This is a genomic window from Streptomyces afghaniensis (assembly GCF_044327915.1).
In the GTDB taxonomy this organism is placed as follows: Bacteria; Actinomycetota; Actinomycetes; order Streptomycetales; family Streptomycetaceae; genus Streptomyces; species Streptomyces afghaniensis.
Genome location: NZ_JBIRGJ010000003.1, coordinates 310,746 through 332,392, shown reverse-complemented (window position 1 = coordinate 332,392; position 21,647 = coordinate 310,746). Strand labels below are relative to the sequence as shown.

The window sequence follows — 21,647 nt, the reverse complement described above, 5'->3', positions numbered from 1 at the left end:
CGTACGCACCCCGACCAACCACGACATGGGAGCACACATGACCAAGAGCACCTCCCGCGGACGGCACACCGCCGCGGTCCTCGCCGCGGCCGCGGCCGCGACCGTCGGCGTCGGGCTCGTCGCGTCGCCCGCGAGCGCCGCGACCTCCTGGGAGTCGCTGACGGTGCCCACCACCTACGCGAACATCTCCGTCCTGCCGTTCGACAGCCAGAACGCCTACGCCAAGAGCGTGCCGTTCTGCTTCGACGAGTGCACGTCCTCGCCCAAGCTGTGGCAGAAGACGGGCACCGCCTGGAAGCAGGTGACCCCGCCCTCGGACGCCGAGGTCGGCGTCCTCGCCGGCACCGGCGTGAACGACCTGTGGGTCTTCGGAAGCAGGTACGCGACGACCGGCAGCTACCGGTTCAACCACTACGACGGCACCAAGTGGACGTCGAACCTCAACCCGGAGCCGAAGAACGCCGAGGTCCTCGACGCCCAGGCGATCAGCCGCAACGACGTGGTGGCGGTCGGCAACTACCGCGCCGACGACAACGGCTGGCACCCGATGGTGACCCGGTGGAACGGCACCAGCTGGAAGACGACCAAGCTCACCGGGATCGACGGCGAGTTCGAGGCCGTCGACGTCAACTCCCCCAACGACATCTGGGCCGTCGGCTACCGCAACAAGGGCGGTGGCACCGGCGGTTACCAGCCGCTCGCCATGCATTACGACGGCACCACGTGGAGTGAGGTGCCCGTGCCCGAGACGCCGGGCACGATGTACATCCTGCGCGAGGTGATCAGCAACGGACCGAACGACACATGGGTCGCCGCCGGGAACAAGGTGAGCCACTGGAACGGCAAGACCTGGACCCGCCATGACACTCCCGCCTCCTGGCCGAGCTTCGCCTACCACGGGGGGCAGCTCTACGCCGGTCTCGCCGGGTCCCCGAAGCTGGTCCGCTGGAGCGGCAGCGCGTGGGTGACGGACAGCTCCCTCACCCAGGGCGCCCAGGTCGACCAGCTGACCACGGCCCCCGACGGCTCGCTGTACGCCGTCCACAGCGAGGGCAACTCGGTGTTCTGGTACAACGCCTTCCTGTCCCGGCTCGCCCCGCCGGCCGCTCGCTGACCCGCACCGCCCCACAGGAAAGGAAACGCTTCATGAGCGACCGCAACGGCTGGGCTCCCGCGGAGGTCGGTCCGGGCGACATCGGCACCGACGCCACGCCCGAGGCGCTCGTCGCCCACCTGGACGCCATCGACCTGGACGCGCTGCTCCTCCGGGAGAAGGCCGTGGTCTTCCGCGGGTTCAAGGTGCCCGCCGACGGCCTCGACCCGGTGCTCGACCGCCTGCTGCCGCGCCGCCTCGCCTATGTGCACGGCAACTCGCCCCGCACCAAGGTGGGCTCGAACGTCTACACCTCCACGGAGTACCCGCAGGAGTACACCATCTCGATGCACAACGAGATGTCGTACGCCCACGCGTGGCCCACCCGCCTCACCTTCTACTGTGCGGTCGCACCCGCGACCGGCGGCGCCACCCCGGTCGTCGACGCGGCGCTGTGGCTGGAGTCCCTGGACGACGAGGTGCGCGAGGCCTTCCGGAACGGGGTGCGCTACACGCAGAACCTGCACGGCGGCAGGGGGCTCGGCAAGAGCTGGCAGGACACCTTCGAGACGGAGGACCGGGACGAGGTCGACGCCTTCCTCAAGGAGGCCGGTGCCGACTGGAGCTGGGGACCGGGCAATAGCCTGATGATCAGCCAGGTGCGTCACTCCACGGTCCGCCACCCGGACACCGGGACAGAGGTCTGGTTCAACCAGTCCGACCAGTGGCACCCGGCCTCGCTCGGCGACGAGACGGCCAAGGCCCTGGCCCAGATCATGCCGGCGAGCGAGTTGCCGCAGTACGTCACCTTCGCCGACGGCAGCCCGATCCCGGACGCGTATGTGCTCCAGGTGCGTGACCGGGGTCTGGAGAACGCGGTCGACGTCGACTGGCACGAGGGCGATCTGCTGGTCATCGACAACCTGCTCGTCGGCCATGGCCGCCGCCCGTTCACCGGCCCGCGGCGGGTTCTCGTCGCCATGTCGGACTGAGCACTCTCCGATTCCGGCCCGCAGCGGGGCCAGGGCCGGTTCGTCACCGGCCCTGGCCCCGTTCTCCTGTCCTGCCCCGGCCGCACCGTGATGTGCACGAGTGTGACCGCCTTCCTTTCCGACCTCCCGCCGGGCGGGCCCGTCCGGCCCTCGCAGAGAGGCGAGTCCCCGTGACCCGTCACCCCGTCGTTCTGATCGCCGAGGAGCTGTCCCCGGCCACAGTCGACGCCCTCGGCCCCGATGTGGACGTGCGCCACGTCGACGGTTCCGATCGCGCCGCCCTGCTGCCCGCCCTCGCCGACGCCGATGCCGTACTGGTGCGCAGCGCCACCCGGGTGGACCGGGAGGCGATCGCCGCCGGCCCTCGGCTGAAGGTCGTGGCCCGGGCCGGGGTGGGCCTGGACAACGTCGACATCCCGGCCGCCACCGAGGCCGGTGTCCTGGTGGCCAACGCCCCGGTCTCCAACGTCACCAGCGCCGCCGAGCTGACCGTCGGCCTGCTGCTGGCGGTCGCCCGCAACATCCCGCAGGCCGACGCCGCGCTGAAGAACGGTTCCTGGCAGCGCAGCCGCTGGTCCGGCGTGGAACTGAGCGGCAAGGTGCTCGGCGTCGTCGGCCTCGGCCGCATCGGCGGCCTCGTCGCCCGGCGCATGGCCGCCTTCGGGATGGACGTGGTGGCCTACGACCCCTATGTGACCGCCGCCCACGCGGCCGCCACAGGCGTGCGGCTGTTGCCCCTCGACGAACTCCTCGCCCGGTGCGACTTCCTCACCGTCCATCTGCCCCGGACTCCCGAGACGACGGGCCTGATCGGCTTCGACGCGCTGAGCAAGGTGAAGCAGACCGTGCGCATCGTCAACGCGGCGCGCGGCGGCATCGTGGACGAGAACGAGTTGTACGCGGCGCTGAAGGAGGGCCGCGTCGCGGGCGCCGCACTCGATGTGTACGCCGGCGAGCCGTGCACCGACTCGCCCCTGTTCGCGCTCGACAACGTGGTGGTCACCCCCCACCTGGGCGCCTCCACCGCCGAGGCCCAGGAGAAGGCCGGCGTCGCCGCGGCCCGCTCGGTGCGGCTCGCGCTCGCGGGGGAGCACGTGCCCGACGCCGTCAACGTACGGGGCGGCCCGGTCCCGGAGCCGGTACGTCCGTGGCTCCCGCTGACCGAGCGGCTCGGCCGGGTCTTCACCCGGGCCGCGGGCGGTGTCCCCGTGCAGCTCGAGGTCCTGCTGCGGGGCGAGATCGCGGAGGCGGCCCCGGAGGTGCTCGAACTCGCCGCGCTCAAAGGGGTGCTGGACGGGACCGCCGCGGGCGCGGTGAGTCATGTGAACGCCCCGCTGGTCGCCAGGGAGCGCGGTCTGACCTCGCGGCTGTCCACAAGCCGGGACGCCGTCGGCCACCGTTCCGCCCTCACCCTGCGCGGCGTCCTCTCCGACGGCCGCGTCATCACCGTCACCGGCACGCTCGCCGAAATCCGCCTCCAGGAGCGGCTGGTCGAGGCGCTCGGCCACGAGCTGGATCTGCCGCTCTGCGGCGACCTCTGCTTTCTGCGCTACCCGCACCGGCCCGGAGCGATCGGCCTGATCGGCGGGGAGTTCGCCGCGGAGGGCGTCGACATCACGGCGATGCAGGTCGCGACGGACGCCGGCCGGACCGCCCTGGCCGGTCTCTGTGTAGACACCCCTGTTCCCGCGAGCGCGCTCGGTCGGGCCGCCGCCGCCGTGGACGCCGACCTGACCTGGCATGTTCCCGCAGCAGGATGACGCTGAAAGCACATTGATCAGGAAATTTACGGAATTCTGAAGTTGTGAAATTCAACGCCACAGGATCGAACCAACTGTTTTACAATCCGTAGGAGATCTACGACCATCACCCGACATACAGCCCACACGTGAGGGAATGTGCTGGACGAAGTGCACCCCCTTCCAATTCCCTCCGGTGGGCGACCCGGCCCAGAACGCAGGGGAACTTTGGAGCCGCCGGTGTTGACCAGCAGTCTCGGCTTGCATCCGGACGAGGAGTCGGCATACCGGGCCATGCTGACGAACTCCCACATGAGCGTGACCGAACTCGCAACCCACCTCGGCTGGCCCACGGGCAGAGTCTCGGCCGCCATCAACCGCCTGGCCCGGCGCTCACTGGTCCAGCTGCCCCCGGACAGCACCGGCAGACCCGTACTCGTCCGGCCCGAACTGGCCCTGGCGGCGTTGCTCCTCGACGAGGAGGCGACTCTGCTCGACCACCGCAGGCGCGTGGCCGCCAGCAGCACCGCGGTCACCCAGGTGATAGCCGCGTACAACGCCCCGGAGGACCGGCCGGACGTCGTGCGACTGCCGGATCCGGAGGCGGTGCAGGAGAGAATCGACGAGTTCGCGGCGGCCTGCCAGGTGGAGATCGCGGCGCTGGAGGTCGGCAGCTCCCCCTCCGCGGAGCGTCTCGGGGCCGCCGAGCGGCTCGACTCGGCGATGCTGGACCGCGGCGTCGACCTCCGCCGCGTCTATCCCGACAGCGTGCTCACCGACACGGCCACCGTCCAGTACGCCGACCGGCTGACCGCCCGGGGCGGGCAGGTGCGGACGGCACGGCGTCTGCCGCCCCAAATGATCATCTTCGACCGCTACTCGGCCATCGTGCCCATCGACCCCGCGCAACCGAACGCCGAAGCCGTGGCGATCCAGGGCACGGGCGCCGTCAGGGCTCTGCTCACCCTCTTCGACCACGTGTGGGAGCAGGCCACGCCACTGGGCTCGATGGCGGACAGCGGAGCAGACGAGTTCACCGACCAGGAACGCACTCTGCTCGAACTGTTGTGCGCCGGCGACACCGACGAGGTGATCGCGCGCAGACTGGGTGTGTCCGTGCGCACCGGCCGGCGCCTCACCTCGGGGCTCATGAGCCGCCTCGGTGCCCGCAGCCGCTTCCAGGCGGGCGTGCTGGCGGCGACTCGTGGCTGGGTACTGCCACCCGAGCCCCAGGAGGACACAGCGCGCACGGCGACTGAGCCGAAGGCCGACAGGTGACGTTGATTCTGTCATTACGATGCCGGGGCGAAACAGCCAGCCGACGCGCGGTGGTGACGAGAAACGCGGGGGAACACCATGCCGGAAAACTTGGAAATAAATCGCGATGAAGAATCTGTTTACCAGGTGCTGCTGGAGCAACCGAATCTCAGCGTGGTCGACCTTTCCGAAGTTCTCGGTTGGTCTCCGGAAAGAGTGACCGCGGCCTTCAATAAATTGATCCACCTGTCCTCGCTGAGTCCCGGAAGCGAGGACGCGAAACGCAGAATCACCCGGATCAGGCGCAGCCTCATCTCTTTCCTGGACCGGCAGGAAGAGGAGCTGATCCGGCGCCAGAAGGAGATCGCCGCCAGCCGTCAGGTGGTCTTCCAACTGCTCGCCGAGCACGCTGAGGCCGCCACGGCCGATCAGCACAGGGGAGCCCGGCGGCTGGAGGGCAGGGAGGCGATCCAGTCCTTCATCCGGACCATGGCCGAGACCTGCACCTCCGAGGTCGCCGTCTTCGCCACCGGGGGTGGCCAGCCGGCGGAGAGTCTGGATGCGGCCAAGCCGCTCGACTCCGCCGTTCTGAAGCGGGGGGTGAGCCTGCGCTACATCTACCTCGACAGCGTCCGCAACGACGGAGCCACCACGGCGTACGCACAGTGGCTGACCCAGCAGGGCGGGCAGGTGCGGACGGTGCCGCACCTGCCGACACGACTGCTCATCTACGACCGCTCACTGGCGATCGTTCCTGTGAACCCGCAGGTCGCGGATGCCGCCGTACTCGCTCTGGAGGACGTGGGCGTGGTCAGTGCGCTGCAAGCCCTCTTCGAACGGACTTGGGACCACTCCTCCCCACTCGGCGAGGATCGCACCCGTGACTCACACGGGCTCACCGCCCAGGACCGTGCCGTACTGGAGCTTCTCGCCCGGGGGCTCACCGACGAGATGATCGCCCGCAAGCTGGCGGTTTCCGTGCGTACCGTGCGTCGTATGACAGCCGGCCTGATGAATCGCCTGAACGCGAGCAGTCGCTTCCAGGCCGGCGTGCTGGCTGTGGCGCGGGGCTGGGTACGCGGTTGACGTCCGGCTGTGGATCACGGTCCCCAGGTGTTGTCCAGGAGGACCGCTGCATCCTCCTGGCCGGACGCGGACACCTGCCCGACGGGGTCACCGGTCGCCGGGGACGCGCCGACAGCCGCCGTCGCGGTCAGAACGGCGACGATGGGCACCAGCAGTGCGAGCTTCAGTCGTCCCAAGCCCTTCACGACACACCTTTCTTGTTGGCTTTTCTACTTTTTCGACCGCACCGGTTCTTGCGCCTTCGGCTCGCGAACTTCATGGTGTGGCCCGTGTTTCGATTCTTTCAGCGCAATTCCACGGGTCGCCAGCACATTTCATGTCCGCTTCTGCCGGTGGCAGGAGCCTGCCACCGCAAAGGTCAGTATCCGCCCCACTCCACGAGGAGTTGGTGACGCTCCTCCTCCGTGAGGATGTCGATGCCGCTCACCGGGCGCTCCGGGTTCTCGGCCAGGGTCTCCAGCAGGTACAAAACCCGGTCGAGCAGCTGCTGGGCCTCGTCGCGCGTGTAGAGGTCCGGCAGGTATCCCAGCCGCAGACCGAGGCTGTCGCCGTCCGGCACGACGGCCATGCGGAGCGGGTAGTGAGTGGCGTCCTCGTTGTCGATGTCGAGCACTTCGAGGTCGCTGAGGACCGTGTCGAGAACCGACGGGTCCAGGGGGTAGTTCGTCAGCACCGTGGTGGTGTCGAAGAGGGTGCCGAAGCCGGTGTGGCGCTGGATGTCGGACAGGCCGTAGTGGTGGTGCGGGATCAGTTGTGCCTGCTCCTCCTGCAGCCGGGTGAGCAGGCCGATCACCGGCTCCTCGGGGCGCAGCCGCACGCGTACCGGCAGGGTGTTGATGAACAGGCCGAGCATCCGCTCGACTCCCTCGATCTCCGGCGGCCGTCCCGAGACCGTGGCGCCGAAGACCACGTCCTCCCGGCCCGTCTGCCGCGCCAGCAGCAGACCCCACACACCCTGGATGACGGTGTTCAGCGTCACCCCGTGCCGGCGCCCGGTCGCGGCCAGGGCCTCGGCGAGTTCCTTGGGCATCTCCGTACGGACCATGTCCTGCACGGGGCTCTTGTCGTGGGTGGTGTCGGGGGCGACGAGGGTCGGTTCGGGCAGTCCTTCCAGTGCTGTGGCCCACGCCTGTTCCGCGGCCGGGCGGTCCTGCCGTGCGAGCCACGCCAGATATTCGCGGTACGGCGTCACCGGCGGCAGTCCCGCGTCGTCACCTCCGGCCGCGTACAGCCGGAACAACTCTTCCACCAGCACCGGCACCGACCAGCCGTCCCACAGAATGTGGTGGCCTGTCAGCAGGATGCGGTAGCGGCGCTCGCCCAGCTTCAGCAGCGACAGCCGCACCAGCGGAGGACGGCCCAGGTCGAAGGGACGCAGCCGGTCCTCGGACGCCAGCTCCGCCGCTCGCGCTTCCGGGTCCGCCACGCCTGAGAGATCCACCTCGGCCCATGGCAGGCGCACTCGCCGGTACACCACCTGCACCGGTCGGCTCACGCCCTCGTGCCGGAAGCCCGCCCGCAGATTCGCATGCCGTGCCAGCAGCCGCTCACCCGCACGCCGCAACGCCGCAGCATCCACCTCACCGGCCAGATCGAACCGCACCTGCGAGGTGTACACATCCACCGAACCGTCCGCCACCAGCGAATGGAACAGAAGCCCCTCCTGCAAGGACTGCAGCGGAAGGATGTCCTCGACCCCAGCCGCGCTGTCCTCCAGCAGTTCGATCTCGTCCTGGCCGAGCTGGACGAGGTCCAGGTCGGAAGGGGTCAGACCGCCCGAGCCGGGTGCGTCGGCGTGCCGGGCCAGACCCTCCAGGGCCTCGAACCACAGCTGCGCCAGCTCCCGCACCTCCGCCTCGGACAGCACCCCGTCGGCCCATGCCCAGCTCGCGTGCAGACACGGCCCCTCGGCCAGGTCGTACGTGACCGCGTTCAGCTCCAGCGCGTGCGCCAACGGCAGCCCCGCATCGGCACCTCCACCGACCATGCCGGCGCGGGCACTCAACTCCCATGCGCCGTCACCGCCGTTGGTGAACCGGCCGAGGTAGTTGAAGCCCACCTCGGCCTGGCCGCACGTGGCGAGTTCGGCCCCGGCGGCCGGGTCGAGGTGGCGCAGGACGCCGTAGCCGATGCCGTCGTCGGGGACGGCCCGCATCTGCTCCTTGACCCGCTTCACGACCTGCCCGGCAGCCGCACCACCGGCACACACCTCGTCCCAGGACACCTCGCCCGCGTCGAGACGCACCGGATGGATGGACGTGAACCACCCCACCGTCCGCGACAGATCGATCCCCGCGCCTTCCACACGGCCATGGCCCTCAAGGTCCAGCAGTACACCCGCGTCCGACTTCCGGCCACGCCGCCGCTGCCACTCCTGTACCGCCGGCGCCAGACCCGCCAGCAGCACATCGTTCATCCCGCCACGGAACAACGCCGGAACCCGCGTCAGCAGCGCCTCCGTCAGCTCCACCGGGAGAGACAGGTCCAGCACCCGGCGGGTGACCACTGTGTCCTTCGCCGCGTCCAGGGCCCGCGAGCCCAGCGGTTGCGCAGGCTCGCCGGCGATGCGACGCCAGAGGTCCAACTGGGCGGCGTACGTACCCTGGTCGGCCTGCTCGTGCAACCGTCGTGCCCAGCTCCGGAACGACGACGGCACGGGCTCCGGCTCACGGCCCTCCCAGGCCGCCTTCAGATCCTCCAGCAGGATCCGCCACGACACACCGTCCACCACCAGGTGATGCGCCACCAGCAACAGCCGGCCCGGCTCGAACCACACGGCGCGCAGGACGACACCGGCGTCGGGATCGAGCCGTCGGCGTTCGGCCTCGGCCCGATCGTCGATGGCGGTCAGCGCGGCCGCTTCGTCGAGGTCGCCGACCGTGGCGTGCTCCAGCAGACCGTCCGCGTCCACAGCCCCCGGCGCTGCCACCTCCAACGACCACGCACTGCCCTCACGCACCAGACGCGAACGCAGCATGTCGTGCCGATCGACCACTGCCTGCAACGCCCTGACCAGGCCGGCACGGTTCACCGCATCCGGCAGGGACACCACCACGTGCTGGTGGAACCCCTCCACAGGCCCGCCCAGCCCGCGCAGCCAACCCATGACCGGAGTCAGCGGCACCGTACCGAGCCCGGCACCGGCAGGCTCCCTCACCGCACTGTCGGCGCCCACCGGTACTGCGGCCTGGGCCAGCCGTTCGACCGAAGGGTGCTGGAACACATCCCGCGCCGAGAGCACCCAGCCCGCCCGGCGCGCACGCGACACCAGCTGAATCGCCATGATGCTGTCGCCACCACAATCGAAGAAGGAGTCCTCAACGCCCACTTCGTCCAAGCCCAGCACCTCGGCGAACAAGGAGCACAACACCCGCTCCGCACCCGGGCGTGGCTCACGGCCGGCACCGGAGGTGAACTCCGGCGCCGGCAACGCCCGCCGATCCACCTTCCCGTTCACGGTCAACGGCAGCCGCTCCAACACCACGAACGCGGCAGGAACCATGTATTCAGGCAAGGTCTTACCCACGAACGCGCGCAGGTCGGCCGTCGAGGGCAGCTCGCCGTCCGGGACGAGGTAGGCGACCAGTCGTTCGTCGCGGACGATCACCACGGCGTCGCGGACCGCGGGGTGGGCACTGAGACGGGCGCTGATTTCGCCGGGTTCGATGCGGTAGCCGCGTACCTTGACCTGGTCGTCGGCGCGTCCGAGGAATTCCAGGCTGCCGTCGGGGCGTCGGCGGGCGAGGTCGCCGCTGCGGTAGAGGCGTGAGCCGGCGGGGCCGAAGGGGTCGGGAACGAACCGTTCGGCGGTGAGTTCGGGTCGGTTGAGGTAGCCGCGGGCCACGCCGGGGCCGCCGACGTAGATTTCACCGGGGACACCGACCGGCACCAGTTCGCCGCGTTGGTCGAGCAGGTGGAGGCTCAGGTCGTTCAGCGGACGGCCGATCGGGCTGGCCGATCCACCGGTGGCGATGTCTTTCTGGCCGATCGGGTAGTACGTGACGTGCACCGTCGTCTCGGTGATGCCGTACATGTTCACCAGCTGCGGCATTTCCAGACCATGACGCGCCACCCAGCCCTGAAGAGCCCCACAGTCGAGGGCCGCACCACCGAAGACGACTGTGCGCAGGGCGAGTCGGCCGCCTTCGCCGCGGGTGCGGTCCTCTTCGATGAGCTGGGTGAAGGCCGACGGTGTCTGGTTCAGCACGGTCACGCCCTCGCGTACGAGGAGCTCGTGGAAGCGGCTCGGTTCACGTGCCGTCATCTCCGGCACCACTACCAGCCGGCCACCGTGCAGCAGTGCCCCGAAGATCTCCCAGACGGAGAAGTCGAACGCGTAGGAGTGGAACAACGTCCACACGTCGGACGGGCCGAAGCCGAACTGCGCCTGTGCCGTCTCGAACAGCCGCACCACATTGGCGTGTCCGAGCACGACGCCCTTCGGGCGTCCCGTCGAGCCGGAGGTGTAGATCACGTATACGACGCTGTCGGGCTGCACCGACACCGCCGGCGCGGTCGTCGGGCGGGACGCGATCACTTCTGTGTCCCGGTCCAGGACGACGAGTTCGCCGTCGAAGGCCTCGTCCAGGACCGTGACCAGTCCGCCGGAGGTGACCACGACGCGGGCGCCGGCGTCCGCCAGTACGTAGCCCAGCCGGTCGGCGGGGGAGGCCGGGTCCAGGGGCAGGTAGCCCGCGCCCGCCTTCAGCACGCCCAGCAGCGACGGCACCAGATCCAGGCCACGCTCCAGGCAGACGCCCACCAGCGAACCCTCGGCCACACCCAGCGAACGCAGGTGATGGGCCAGTCGGTTCGCACGCGCGTCGACCTCGGCATACGTCAGCGACGCCTCACCGAAGACCACCGCCACCGCGTCCGGAGAGGCCGCGGCGCGCTCCTCGAAGATCTGGTGCACACACCGTTCCACCGGAGCCGACGGCACCACCGGACCCGCGGCGGCGAGGAGGAACTCACGTTCCTCAGGGGGGAGTACGTCTACCGCATCCGTCCGCTTCTCCGGGTCTTCCACGAGGGACTCGAGCAGATGGACAAGGCGGCCGCTGATCCGCTGGGCCTCGTCGTGGGCGTAGACGTCCGGACGGTAGCTCACCTTGAGGGTGAGACCGGCTCCGTGGAGGGGTATGGCGGCGAGGGACAGGGGGTAGTGGGTGGCGTCGTCGAAGCCGATGCCCACGAGTTCGAGGTCGCCGAGGACGGCGGTGAAGACGGACGGGTCCAGGGGGTAGTTCTCGACGACCATGCTGGTGTCGAAGAGGGTGCCGAAGCCGGTGTGGCGCTGGATGTCGGACAGGCCGTAGTGGTGGTGCGGGATCAGTTGTGCCTGCTCCTCCTGCAGCCGGGTGAGCAGGCCGATCACCGGCTCCTCGGGGCGCAGTCGCACGCGTACCGGCAGGGTGTTGATGAACAGGCCGAGCATCCGCTCGACTCCCTCGAGCTCCGGCGGCCGTCCCGAGACCGTGGCGCCGAAGACCACGTCCTCCCGGCCCGTCTGCCGCGCCAGCAGCAGTCCCCACACACCCTGGATGACGGTGTTGAGCGTCATCCCGTGCCGGCGGGCCAGTGCGGTGACCCGGTCGAGCAGGTCACGGGGGAGGTCGGTGGAGACGTACTCCTGGAGTGCGGTCTTGTCGTGGGTGGTGTCGGGGGCGACGAGGGTCGGTTCGGGCAGTCCTTCCAGTGCTGTGGCCCACGCCTGTTCCGCGGCCGGGCGGTCCTGTCGTGCGAGCCACGCCAGATACTCGCGGTACGGCGTCACCGGCGGCAGTCCCGCGTCGTCACCTCCGGCCGCGTACAGGCGGAACAGCTCTTCCACCAGCACCGGCACCGACCAGCCGTCCCACAGGATGTGGTGGCCTGTCAGCAGGATGCGGTAGCGGCGCTCGCCCAGTTTCAGCAGCGACAGCCGCAACAGCGGGGGACGGCCCAGGTCGAAGGGACGCAGCCGGTCCTCGGACGCCAGCTCGGCGGCCCGCGCTTCCGCGTCCGTCACGCCTGAGAGATCCAGCTCGGCCCATGGCAGGCGCACTCGCCGGTACACCACCTGCACCGGTCGGCTCACGCCCTCGTGCCGGAAGCCCGCCCGCAGATTCGCATGCCGGGCCAGCAGCCGCTCACCCGCACGCCGCAACGCCGCAGCATCCACCTCACCGGCGATGTCGAAGCGGAGCTGCGAGGTGTACACATCCACCGAACCGTCCGCCACCAGCGAATGGAACAGAAAGCCTTCCTGCAGCGGCTGCAGCGGAAGGATGTCTTCGATGCGCGACCTGGTCACTTTGAGAACTCCCAGTCGAGGTCGTAGTCGTCGTCGTTCTCGAAGCCCTCGATCGCTTCGATCTCGTCCTGGCTGAGCTGGACGAGGTCCAGGTCGGAAGGGGTCAGACCGCCCGAGCCGGGTGCGTCGGCGTGCCGGGCCAGACCCTCCAGGGCCTCGAACCACAGCTGCGCCAGCTCCCGCACCTCCGCCTCGGACAGCACCCCGTCGGCCCAAGCCCAGCTCGCGTGCAGACACGGCCCCTCGGCCAGGTCATAGGTCACCGCGTTGAGCTCCAGCGCGTGCGCCAACGGCAGCCCCGCATCGGCGCCGGCGCCCACCATGCCCGGACGAGAGCTCATCTCCCAGGCGCCGGCTTCGCCGGTGAACCGGCCCAGGTAGTTGAACGCCAGCTCGGCCCGTGCCCCGGCGGCCAGTTCCGCGCCCGCCGCGGGGTCGAGGTAGCGCAGGACGCCGTAGCCGATGCCGTCGTCGGGGACGGCCCGCATCTGCTCCTTGACCCGCTTCAGCACCCGCCCGGCAGCCGCACCACCGGCACACACCTCGTCCCAGGACTCCCCGCCCGCGTCCAGACGCACCGGATGGATCGACGTGAACCACCCCACCGTGCGCGACAGGTCGACCCCCGGTTCCTCGACGCGGCCATGCCCCTCCAGATCGAGCAGCACCCCCGCGTCCGACTCCCGGCCACGCCGCCGCTGCCACTCCTGCACCGCCGGTGTCAGACCCGCCAGCAGCACATCGTTCACACCACCGTGGAACAACGCCGGGACCCGCGTCAGCAGCGCCTCCGTCAGCTCCGCCGGGAGGGGCAGGGTGATCTCGCGCTGGGTGGCGGCAGTGTCCTCGGCGGGGGTCAGAGTCCTGGAGCCGAGCGGCGGGTTCGGCCGTCCGACCATGTCCCGCCAGAAGTCCAGGCGGCCGGCGTAGGTGCCCTGTGCGGCGTGCTCGTGCAGGCGTCGCGCCCAGCTGCGGAACGACAGCGGCACGGGCTCCAGCTCGCGGCCCTCCCAGGCCGCCTTCAGATCCTCCAGCAGGATCCGCCACGACACACCGTCCACCACCAGGTGATGCGCCACCAGCAGCAGCCGGCCCGGCTCCAGCCAGACGGCCCGCAGCATGCTCCCGGCGTCCGGGGCGAGCAGGCCGCCGGCGTGGCGTACGTGCTGCTTCACGGTCGCTTCGTCGAGGTCGGGGACGGTGACCTGCTCCAGCAGGCCGCCCGCGTCCACCTCACCCGGCGCCGCGACCTCCAGCGACCACCCACCGTCCTCACGGACCAGACGCGAACGCAACATGTCATGCCGGTCCACCACGGCCTGCAACGCGCCCACCAGCGCGCCACGACTCACCGAACCCGGCAACGACACCACCACGTGCTGGTGGAACCCCTCCACCGGCCCTGACAAGTCCCGCAACCACTCCATCACCGGAGTCGACGGCACCACACCCACTCCGGCACCCGCCGACTCCGCCACCGCACCACTGGCACCCACCGGCGCCGCGATCCGCGCCAGGCCCTCCACCGAAGGGTGCTGGAACACATCCCGCGCTGAGAGCACCCAGCCCGCCCGACGCGCACGCGACACCAGCTGAATCGCCATGATGCTGTCGCCACCACAATCGAAGAAGGAGTCCTCCACCCCCACTTCGTCCAGGCCCAGCACCTCGGCGAACAGGGAACACAACACCTCCTCCACACCCGAACCGGGCGCACGCCCCGCACCCGAGACGAACTCCGGCGCGGGCAGAACCCCCCGGTCCACCTTGCCGTTCACCGTCAACGGCAGCCGCTCCAACACCACGAACGCGGCAGGAACCATGTACTCCGGCAGTTCCCGGGCGACATGGGTGCGCAGGTCGGCAGGATCGGCGGGCTCGCCCTCCGGTACGACGTAGGCGACCAGGCGGCGGTCCCCGGGGCGGTCCTCCCGCGCGACGACGACGACCTGGGCGACCGACGGATGGGTGGCCAGAGCCGCCTCCACCTCGCCCAGTTCGATGCGGAAGCCGCGCACCTTCACCTGGAAGTCGGCCCGCCCCACGTACTCCAGCTGTCCGTCGGCGCGCCAGCGGACGAGATCGCCGGTGCGGTACATGCGCTCCCCGGGAGCACCGAACGGGCAGGCCACGAAGCGCTCGGCCGTCAGGCCCGGGCGGTTGTGGTAGCCGCGGGCCAGGCCGGAGCCCGCGACGAAGAGTTCGCCCACCACACCGACCGGCGCCGGCCGCAGACCCGCGTCCAGGACGTAGCAGCGCATGTTGTCCAGCGGCGTACCGATGGGTGGAACCGTGCCGATGTCGTCGGCCGTCCGCGCGAGGGAGGTCACGGCGAACGTCGTGGTCTCCGTGGGGCCGTAGCCGTTGCCGACGGTGATTCCCGGGCAGGCTTCGAGGACCCGGCGCATGGCTGCCGCGGAGCCGGCGTCGCCGCCGGTCCAGACGGTGCGCATCCCGGCGAAGGCCTTGGGGTGCTCGTCGGCGATCAGGTTGAACAGGGCCGTCGTCAGGAAGGCGGCGGTCACGCCGTGTTCGGCGACCATCCGCTCCACCACCGCGCCGTCGACCTGGCCCGGCGGTGCCACCACGACCCGGCCGCCGTTCAGCAGCGGCACCCAGAGCTCGTACGTGGAGGCGTCGAAGGACTGGGGGGCGTGCATGAGGACGCGGTCGTGGTCCCCGCCGACCCAGCGCCGGTCGAAGGCGAAGTCCACGACATCGCGGTGGCGCACCCCGACGCCCTTGGGCACCCCGGTCGAACCCGACGTGTACATCACGTACGCCAGCCGGTCGGGGTGCACGCTGATGTCGGGAGCCCCGGGGTTGTCCTGGTCGTCCCCGGCCTGCTCGCCCGACCACGGTGTGCGCTCGAGCGTCACCACGCGCGTCGGCAGTTCCGGCACCTCGCGGTCGGTGAGCAGCACCGTGGCGCCGACGTCACGCAGCACCCACGCCAGCCGCTCGGGCGGCAGGCCCGAGTGCAGCGGCACATACGTGCCGCCGGCCCGCACCACGGCCAGCGTCGCCACCACGGCGTCGACGGAGCGCTCCAGCAGCAGCGCCACCGGGGACTCCACCGTCACGCCCAGCGTCATCAGCCGTCGCGCCAGCCGGTTCGCCCTCGCGTCCAGTGCGGCATAGGTCAGCTCCACCCCGTCGGCCGCCACGGCGACCCGGTCAGGGGTCGCCGTGGCCTGCGCGGCGAACAGCTCGCCGAGCGCCCCGGCGGGCACGTCCCGGCCGGTCGCGTTCCACTCCGTCAGCAGCAGTCGCCGCTCCTCGGGGGACAGCACCTCCACCTCGGCCGTCGGGCGCTCCGGCTCGGCGATCAGACCCCTCAGGAACCGCAGGAAACGGTCCTGGTGGGCGGCGAGCCGGTCGGTGTCGTAGAAGGCCGGGTTCGCGTCGAAGGCGAGGGTCAGCCCCTCCCCGTCGGCGCGGTGGTAGGCCGCGATGGACAGCTCGTCCACCGGGCCGTTGGACAGGTTGTGGGCGGTGGTGCGCAGCCCCGCGAAGTCCAGGTCGTAGTCGAAGTCCATCATGTTGACGACGGGGCCGACCAGGCTCTGGCCGTCACCGAGGAGCTTGAGGTCGCGCCGCATGTCCTCGTAGCGGTAGCGCTGGTGCTTCAGTGCGGCGCGCGTGGCCCGGGTGACCTGGGCGACGAGCTGCGCGAGGGAGTCGCCCGGGGCCACCCGCACCCGCAGGGGCACCACGTTGGAACGCAGTACGGGAGTGCGGCGGTCGGCCGGTGTGGTCCGGGCGGTGACCGGAAGCCCGAGGACGACGTCCTGTCTGCCGGTCGTCCGCGCCAGATAGGCGGCCGTGGCGGTGATGGTCAGGACGGGCCACATCGAGCGCAGCCGCCGGGCCACGACCCGCAGCTGCTCGAAGTCGTCGGCGGGCAGCCGGACGTTGCGCCGCAGGAACAGGACCTGCCCGTCCGGGGGCGCGAGTTCCTGGGTGTCCACCAGCCGGGGCGGTTCCGGGGCGTCGGCGAGAAGCCCGGACCAGTACTCACGGTCCGCCGCGCGGGCCGGCGAGCGACGGTAGTCGGCGTCCTCCTCCAGCAGCTGGGACAGCGGGGCGAACCCGCTCGGGCCGAACTCCTCGCCGCGTGCCAGAGCGGAGTACACCTCCGCCATCCGGCCGCTGATCAACGGGCCGCCGGAGGCGTCGATGAGGATGTGGTGGATGCGCTCGTAGAAGTGGAAGCGCTCCTCCGCCACCTTCAGCAGGGCAAAGGTGGTCAGACCGCCCTCGGCGAGGTCGACGGGCCGGTGCCGGTCGCGGTGCATCCACTCCTGGGCGGCGGCCTCGGGGTCGTCCTCCCCGGTGAGATCGATCAACGGCAGCCCGGGGCTCAGCTCCGGGACGACCAGCTGGCGCAGCTCCTCGCCTTCCCTGACGATGGCGCGCACCCGGAGCGTCTCCGCGTCCCGGAGGAGCTGGTGCCAGGCGGCCTCCAGCAGACGGTGGTCGACGTCACCGTGGAAGGTGATGTACTCGGAGATGTTGTACTTCGCACCGGTCGGGTCGAGTTCATGCCCTGCCCAGACACCCGCTTGCGCTGCCGACAGAGGGAGACTCACGGTTTGTGCTGTTTCGGGTATGGGCATGGCTTTCCACCACCAGGGTCCGGGTATCGAAGAAGATCGGGTGACGGCGTGACGGCGCTAGGACGTCGGCCGGAAGCGGTACGGGCAGGGCGCGGCTACGGCGGCGTCACGCCACGTGCCGGCCGAGGCTCCCGGGCCGCATGTCCGTCCAGTGGGTGTTGACGTAGTCGACGCACGCCTCGCGTCCCGCCTGGCGCAGGACGACGGTCCAGCCGGCCGGGACCTCGGCGAAGGCGGGCCACAGCGAGTGCTGTCCCTCCTCGTTGACCAGGACGTGGTACGCGGCGTCCGGGTCCTCGAACGGGTGGGTGCTCATGGGGTGGTCAGCTCCTCTTCGCCACGTCGCTCAGTGTGTCGGCCACCAGGGCCACGAGCCGGTCGGTGGCCGTCTCGGTGTAGAAGTGACCTCCGGGCAGGGTGTGCAGGTCGAACGGCCGCACGGTGTGCCGGGACCACTGCCGGGCCTCGTCCTCGTTCACGGAACCGTCCTGGTCGCCGATGACGGCGGTCACCGGGCAGTCGAGCGGGGATCCGGGGACGTAGCGGTACGAGGCGACGAGCCCGAAGTCGTTGCGCAGCATGGGCAGCATCAGCTCCAGCAGGTCGTCGCCCTGCTCCAGCAGAGCCGCGCCGGATCCGCCCAGGTTCCGGATGTACGCCATGATCTGCTCCTCGGTGCCGAACCGGACGGTGTCCGGGCGGGGAACCGAGGGCGCCTTGCGCGCGGAGACGAACAGCCGGGTCAGCGCCGGTGCCCCGGAGGCCCGCAGGGCGCGGGCGACCTCGTAGGCCACGGTCGCGCCGAGGCTGTGGCCGAAGAACGCCACGGGCCGGTCGAAACAGTGCAGGACGGCCCGCGCGGCCTCGGACACCAGGACCGGGAAGTCCCCGATCAGCGGCTCGCCGTACCGGTCCTGCCGGCCGGGGTACTGGATGGCGATCAGCTCGATGTCGGGCGGCAGCAGCTCCGGCCAGTCCCGGAAGGCGCTCGCGCTGCCGCCGGCGTGCGGAAAGCAGACCAGCCGCAGCCGGGCGTCGGCGCGCGGCACATAGCGGCGCAGCCACGCGCTCCCGGGCGTGGAGTGGTGCACGGTCATGGCGTGGTCACTCCCCGCCGCGCTCGGACCGCGCGTTCGGCGCGTACGGCTCCGCCATGGCGACCGCGATCCGGCGGGCTCCGGTGAACGGTTCCCGGCCGTGCGCGGCCAGCATGTTGTCCACGACGAGCACGTCGTCCTGCTGATAGTCGAAGCGCACCGTCTGCGCCCGGTAGCAGGCCCGCAGATGGTCCGTGACCTCATCGGGAATGCGGCCGCCGTCGCCGTAGTAGGTGTTGGTCGGCAGGTCCTCCTCGCCGAACAGGCCGAGCAGCCCCTCACGCACCTCGGCCGGCAGCGTGGTGTGGTGGAAGAACACGATGTGGTTGAACCACACCGTCTCCCCCGTCTCGGGGTGGGTGTGGATCGCTTTGCGGCGCGCCCGGGTGCGCAGCGCGTCGCCGCCCAGCCACTCGAACTCGATGTCCTTGGAGCGGCAGTACGCCTCCACCTCGGCCCGCTCGTCGGTGTTGAACAGCTCCCGCCAGGCCACGCCGAAGTGGTCGTGGAAGTTGCGTACGACCATCCAGCCACGCCGGGCGAACTCCTCGCGGACCGCCGGGTCGATGGAGGCGTACACCTTCCGGATGTCGGTCAGCGGGGTGGCGCCCTGCGTCTCGGGCGGCCGGTCGCAGTAGAAGTAGAGCGTCCGGGGCCAACTCGCCTGGTAGGAGTTCTCGTTGTGGACGAAGATCTCCTCCTCCGGCGGATAGTCGGTGGAGGTGTAGACGTTCCCCTTGATGGTGCTGCGCGGGGAGGACCGCTCGGAGTAGGTGAGCGGGTCACCGGACAGCTCCCTGACCACCTGGTCGAACCCGTCGATCCCGCCGATGTCGAAGCCGCGCAGCAGCAGCGCACCGTGGGTCCTCAGTGACGCCCGCAGCCGTTCTCGGTCCGACTTGATCAGGCGGATGACGTCCCGGTCCGCGGACTCGGCCTCGACCAGGAGCGGCAGCGGCTGTCCCGCTGGTGCTGTGCGATGGGCGGACATCGTGGTGGCATGCCTTCCTGAAGGGGTGTTGGGTGCCGGAAGCGTGCGTGTGTCCGCGTTCGGCCCCGGTCGCGTGGGTACGGGCGCTCGTGCGCGAGCGGCCCGTCCGCCTCCCCACTGTGCGGGGGAGGCCTATATTTCTTCGGTCATTTCTCCGGTGTACGCCCCGCTGTACGCCCCGCGGTCCTGATGACCGGGCTCAGTACGGCGACCAGCGCCATGGCGGCCATCGCGGCCGCGACCGCCGTGACGGTGGGCGTGGTGCCGAAGGCCGCGAGCAGCAGGCCGCCGACGAGCGCCCCGGCGGAGTTCATGCCGGAGCCGATGAGAGCGAAGACGCTGGTCACCCGGCCCTGCATCTCGTCCGGGGTGATCTGCACCTGGTACACGCCTGCCGCCACGTTCAGCAGGGCGCCGGCGAAGGACATCCCTGCGAACAGCGCGCCGATGAGCACCGGTTGGTCGACCAGGGCGACGGGCGTCATCAGCAGCGCCCACACCGCCAGCGTGCCGGTGACGATGGCGCCGGGCGACAGCCGCTTCAGGAACCACGAGCCGGTCAGGGCTCCGAGGATGCCGCCCACACCCGACACGGTCCCGATGAGGCCGATGGTGGCCGGGGAGCCGCCGTTCTCCTTGACGATCAGCACGAGAGCCAGGGACAGCACCTGGAAGAGGATGTTGCTGCCCGCGATCAGCCCCACGGCGGCCCGCATGAACCGCTGCCGCCACACCCAGGTGAGCCCCTCGCCCACCTCCCGGCGCAGATCGCGGGGCGCCTGCGGGCGCTCCGACTGGAACTTCTTCCGGATCAGCAGCAGCGTGACCAGCGCGGTCAGATGGGACACCGCGGTGAGCAGGAACGGCAGCCATCGGGCCACCGCGTACAGGGAGCTGCCGCCGAGCTGCCCGAGCAGCCCGGCGCCCTGACCGCGTGCCTCGTTGCGGGTGAGCGCGACGGTCAGGTGGTCCGGGTGGACGAGGTTGCGCACCGCGGCCCGCTCGGCGAGCCGGTAGAAGATGGCCGCCGAGCCCTCCACGAACGCGGCGGCCATCAGGTGCGGCAGCCACAGGTGCCCGCCGATCAGCGCGGCCGCGACACTGCCCATGGCGGTCAGCCCGGCGAGGTCGCACAGGATCATCAGCCGGCGCCGGTCCAGGCGGTCCACCAGGGCACCGGCGGGCAGTTGCAGGAGCAGCTGGGGCAGCAGCGCGGCGAACCCGACGAGTCCGGCGCCGGTGGGGGAGCCGCCGTACCAGACCATCAGCAGGGGGTAGGCCACGGTGCTCGCCCGGGTGCCGAACAGCGAGAGCCCGGCGCCGGTCCACAGCAGCAGGAAGTCCCTGTTCTTCCGCAGCGGGGGTGGAGGCGCAGTGCCGGGCTGTGCGCCCCCTCCTTCGCGGTGCTCCTCCGTCACGCTCATTCGGACGTGCCGGGCGTACCGACGGTGCCGAGGCGGCACCATTCGAGGACTGCCATGGCGCTGTGCATCTTGTTCTCGGCCTGGTCGAAGGCGATGCTCGCCGGGCCGTCGAGCACCTCGGCGGTGACCTCCTCACCCCGGTGGGCGGGCAGGTCGTGCATGAAAAGGGCGTCGGCGTTGTGCGTCCACAGGTCCCGGGTTACCTGGAAGGGCGCGAACAGGGAGCGCCAGTCGGGGTCGGGCTTGCTGGTTCCGGTCGTCTGCCAGCGGGTCGTGTAGATGACGTGGACGTCCTTGGGCAGGTCGTCCATCGTGTGCCGCTCGGTCACGGTGGCACCGGAGCGCTCCGCGTGAGCGCGCGCCCGGACCAGGATGTCCTCGGGCAGCCCGTAGCCGGGCGGGGTGCGCAGCTCGAGCTCGGTGCCGGGGAAGCGGGTCAGGCCCAGCGCCAGGGCGGCAGCGGTGTTGTTGCCCTCCCCCACGTACAGCAGCCGCAGCCCCTCGACGCGGCCGAAGCGGCACATGAGCGTGCTCAGGTCGGTCAGGCCCTGGGTGGGGTGCTCGTCGGCGCTCATGGCGTTGATCACGGACATCCGGGGCTGGGCCGCCCAGCCCCGCATCTCCGCCGGGTCGTCGGCCGTCCGGGCGACCAGCACGTCGAGCATCCGGGAGAAGACCTGCCCCGTGTCCTCGCTGGTCTCCCCGGTGTTGGTCTGCAGGTCGCCGCCGTTGTACGCGATGATTTGCGCCCCGAGCCGCAGCGCCCCCGCCGAGAAGGCGGTACGGGTGCGGGTCGAGGTGCGCCGGAAGTAGATGCCGGCGATCGTGCCGTCGAGCACGCGGCCCGGAGCGGCCGTGCCGCTCGAGAAGGCGGCTCCCCGCTCCACGACGTGGCGCAGGTCGGCGTCGGCGAGGTCGTCGAGGGATATCAGGTGTCGTGCGGTCATGCGGAGCTCCTCGGCATGGGGCGTACGAGTGGTCGGACGGCGACGGAGGTCTCGGAGGACGCGTTCCGTCTGGTGGACGGCGTCGGCGGACCGGGGGGGATCGGTCC

The 21,647-nt window shown here is 70.6% G+C and carries 13 protein-coding genes; 5 read left to right on the top strand and 8 right to left on the bottom strand.

Annotated features, from left to right (window positions below):
* Positions 1 to 37: 37 nt before the first annotated feature.
* From ACH4G3_RS11930 to ACH4G3_RS11910, 5 genes are all read left to right on the top strand, one after another.
* Positions 38 to 1,114, top strand: coding sequence for a hypothetical protein (locus ACH4G3_RS11930; protein ID WP_397624323.1), 1,077 nt, complete (start codon positions 38 to 40; stop codon positions 1,112 to 1,114).
* Between the two features lie 32 nt (positions 1,115 to 1,146).
* Entirely contained in the window at positions 1,147 to 2,085 is a 939-nt protein-coding gene (locus ACH4G3_RS11925; RefSeq protein WP_397624322.1) for a TauD/TfdA family dioxygenase, read from the top strand.
* Between the two features lie 170 nt (positions 2,086 to 2,255).
* Positions 2,256 to 3,845, top strand: coding sequence for a phosphoglycerate dehydrogenase (serA, locus tag ACH4G3_RS11920; protein ID WP_397624321.1), 1,590 nt, complete (start codon positions 2,256 to 2,258; stop codon positions 3,843 to 3,845).
* Positions 3,846 to 4,064: 219 nt separating this feature from the next.
* Positions 4,065 to 5,102: a helix-turn-helix domain-containing protein gene (locus ACH4G3_RS11915; RefSeq protein ID WP_397624320.1), complete on the top strand. Its 1,038-nt coding sequence runs from the start codon at positions 4,065 to 4,067 to the stop codon at positions 5,100 to 5,102.
* Between the two features lie 78 nt (positions 5,103 to 5,180).
* Positions 5,181 to 6,167: a helix-turn-helix transcriptional regulator gene (locus ACH4G3_RS11910; RefSeq protein WP_397624319.1), complete on the top strand. Its 987-nt coding sequence runs from the start codon at positions 5,181 to 5,183 to the stop codon at positions 6,165 to 6,167.
* A 14-nt stretch (positions 6,168 to 6,181) separates the two neighbouring features.
* On the opposite strand, the gene ACH4G3_RS11905 is transcribed toward ACH4G3_RS11910, so the two are convergent.
* From ACH4G3_RS11905 to ACH4G3_RS11870, 8 genes are all read right to left on the bottom strand, one after another.
* On the bottom strand, positions 6,182 to 6,343 hold the full coding sequence (locus ACH4G3_RS11905; RefSeq protein ID WP_397624318.1) for a hypothetical protein: 162 nt from the start codon (positions 6,341 to 6,343) through the stop codon (positions 6,182 to 6,184).
* Positions 6,344 to 6,525: 182 nt separating this feature from the next.
* On the bottom strand, positions 6,526 to 12,462 hold the full coding sequence (locus tag ACH4G3_RS11900) for an amino acid adenylation domain-containing protein (protein ID WP_397624317.1): 5,937 nt from the start codon (positions 12,460 to 12,462) through the stop codon (positions 6,526 to 6,528).
* A complete protein-coding gene (locus ACH4G3_RS11895) occupies positions 12,459 to 17,054 on the bottom strand; it encodes an amino acid adenylation domain-containing protein (protein WP_397624316.1) in 4,596 nt (1,531 codons plus the stop codon). Before ACH4G3_RS11895 ends, ACH4G3_RS11900 begins: the two co-directional genes overlap by 4 nt.
* A gap of 133 nt (positions 17,055 to 17,187) precedes the next feature.
* A complete protein-coding gene (locus tag ACH4G3_RS11890; protein WP_397624315.1) occupies positions 17,188 to 17,397 on the bottom strand; it encodes an MbtH family protein in 210 nt (69 codons plus the stop codon).
* Positions 17,398 to 17,404: 7 nt separating this feature from the next.
* Positions 17,405 to 18,178 carry a thioesterase II family protein gene (locus tag ACH4G3_RS11885; protein ID WP_397624314.1) on the bottom strand — a complete coding sequence of 258 codons (774 nt, stop codon included), beginning with the start codon at positions 18,176 to 18,178 and terminating at the stop codon, positions 17,405 to 17,407.
* 7 nt (positions 18,179 to 18,185) lie between these two features.
* On the bottom strand, positions 18,186 to 19,169 hold the full coding sequence (locus ACH4G3_RS11880; RefSeq protein ID WP_397624313.1) for a TauD/TfdA family dioxygenase: 984 nt from the start codon (positions 19,167 to 19,169) through the stop codon (positions 18,186 to 18,188).
* A 146-nt stretch (positions 19,170 to 19,315) separates the two neighbouring features.
* Positions 19,316 to 20,593, bottom strand: a complete 1,278-nt coding sequence (locus ACH4G3_RS11875) for an MFS transporter (protein ID WP_397624312.1) — start codon at positions 20,591 to 20,593, stop codon at positions 19,316 to 19,318.
* Positions 20,590 to 21,540: an ornithine carbamoyltransferase gene (locus ACH4G3_RS11870; RefSeq protein WP_397624311.1), complete on the bottom strand. Its 951-nt coding sequence runs from the start codon at positions 21,538 to 21,540 to the stop codon at positions 20,590 to 20,592. The genes ACH4G3_RS11875 and ACH4G3_RS11870 overlap by 4 nt, the downstream gene beginning before the upstream one ends.
* Positions 21,541 to 21,647: the final 107 nt, after the last annotated feature.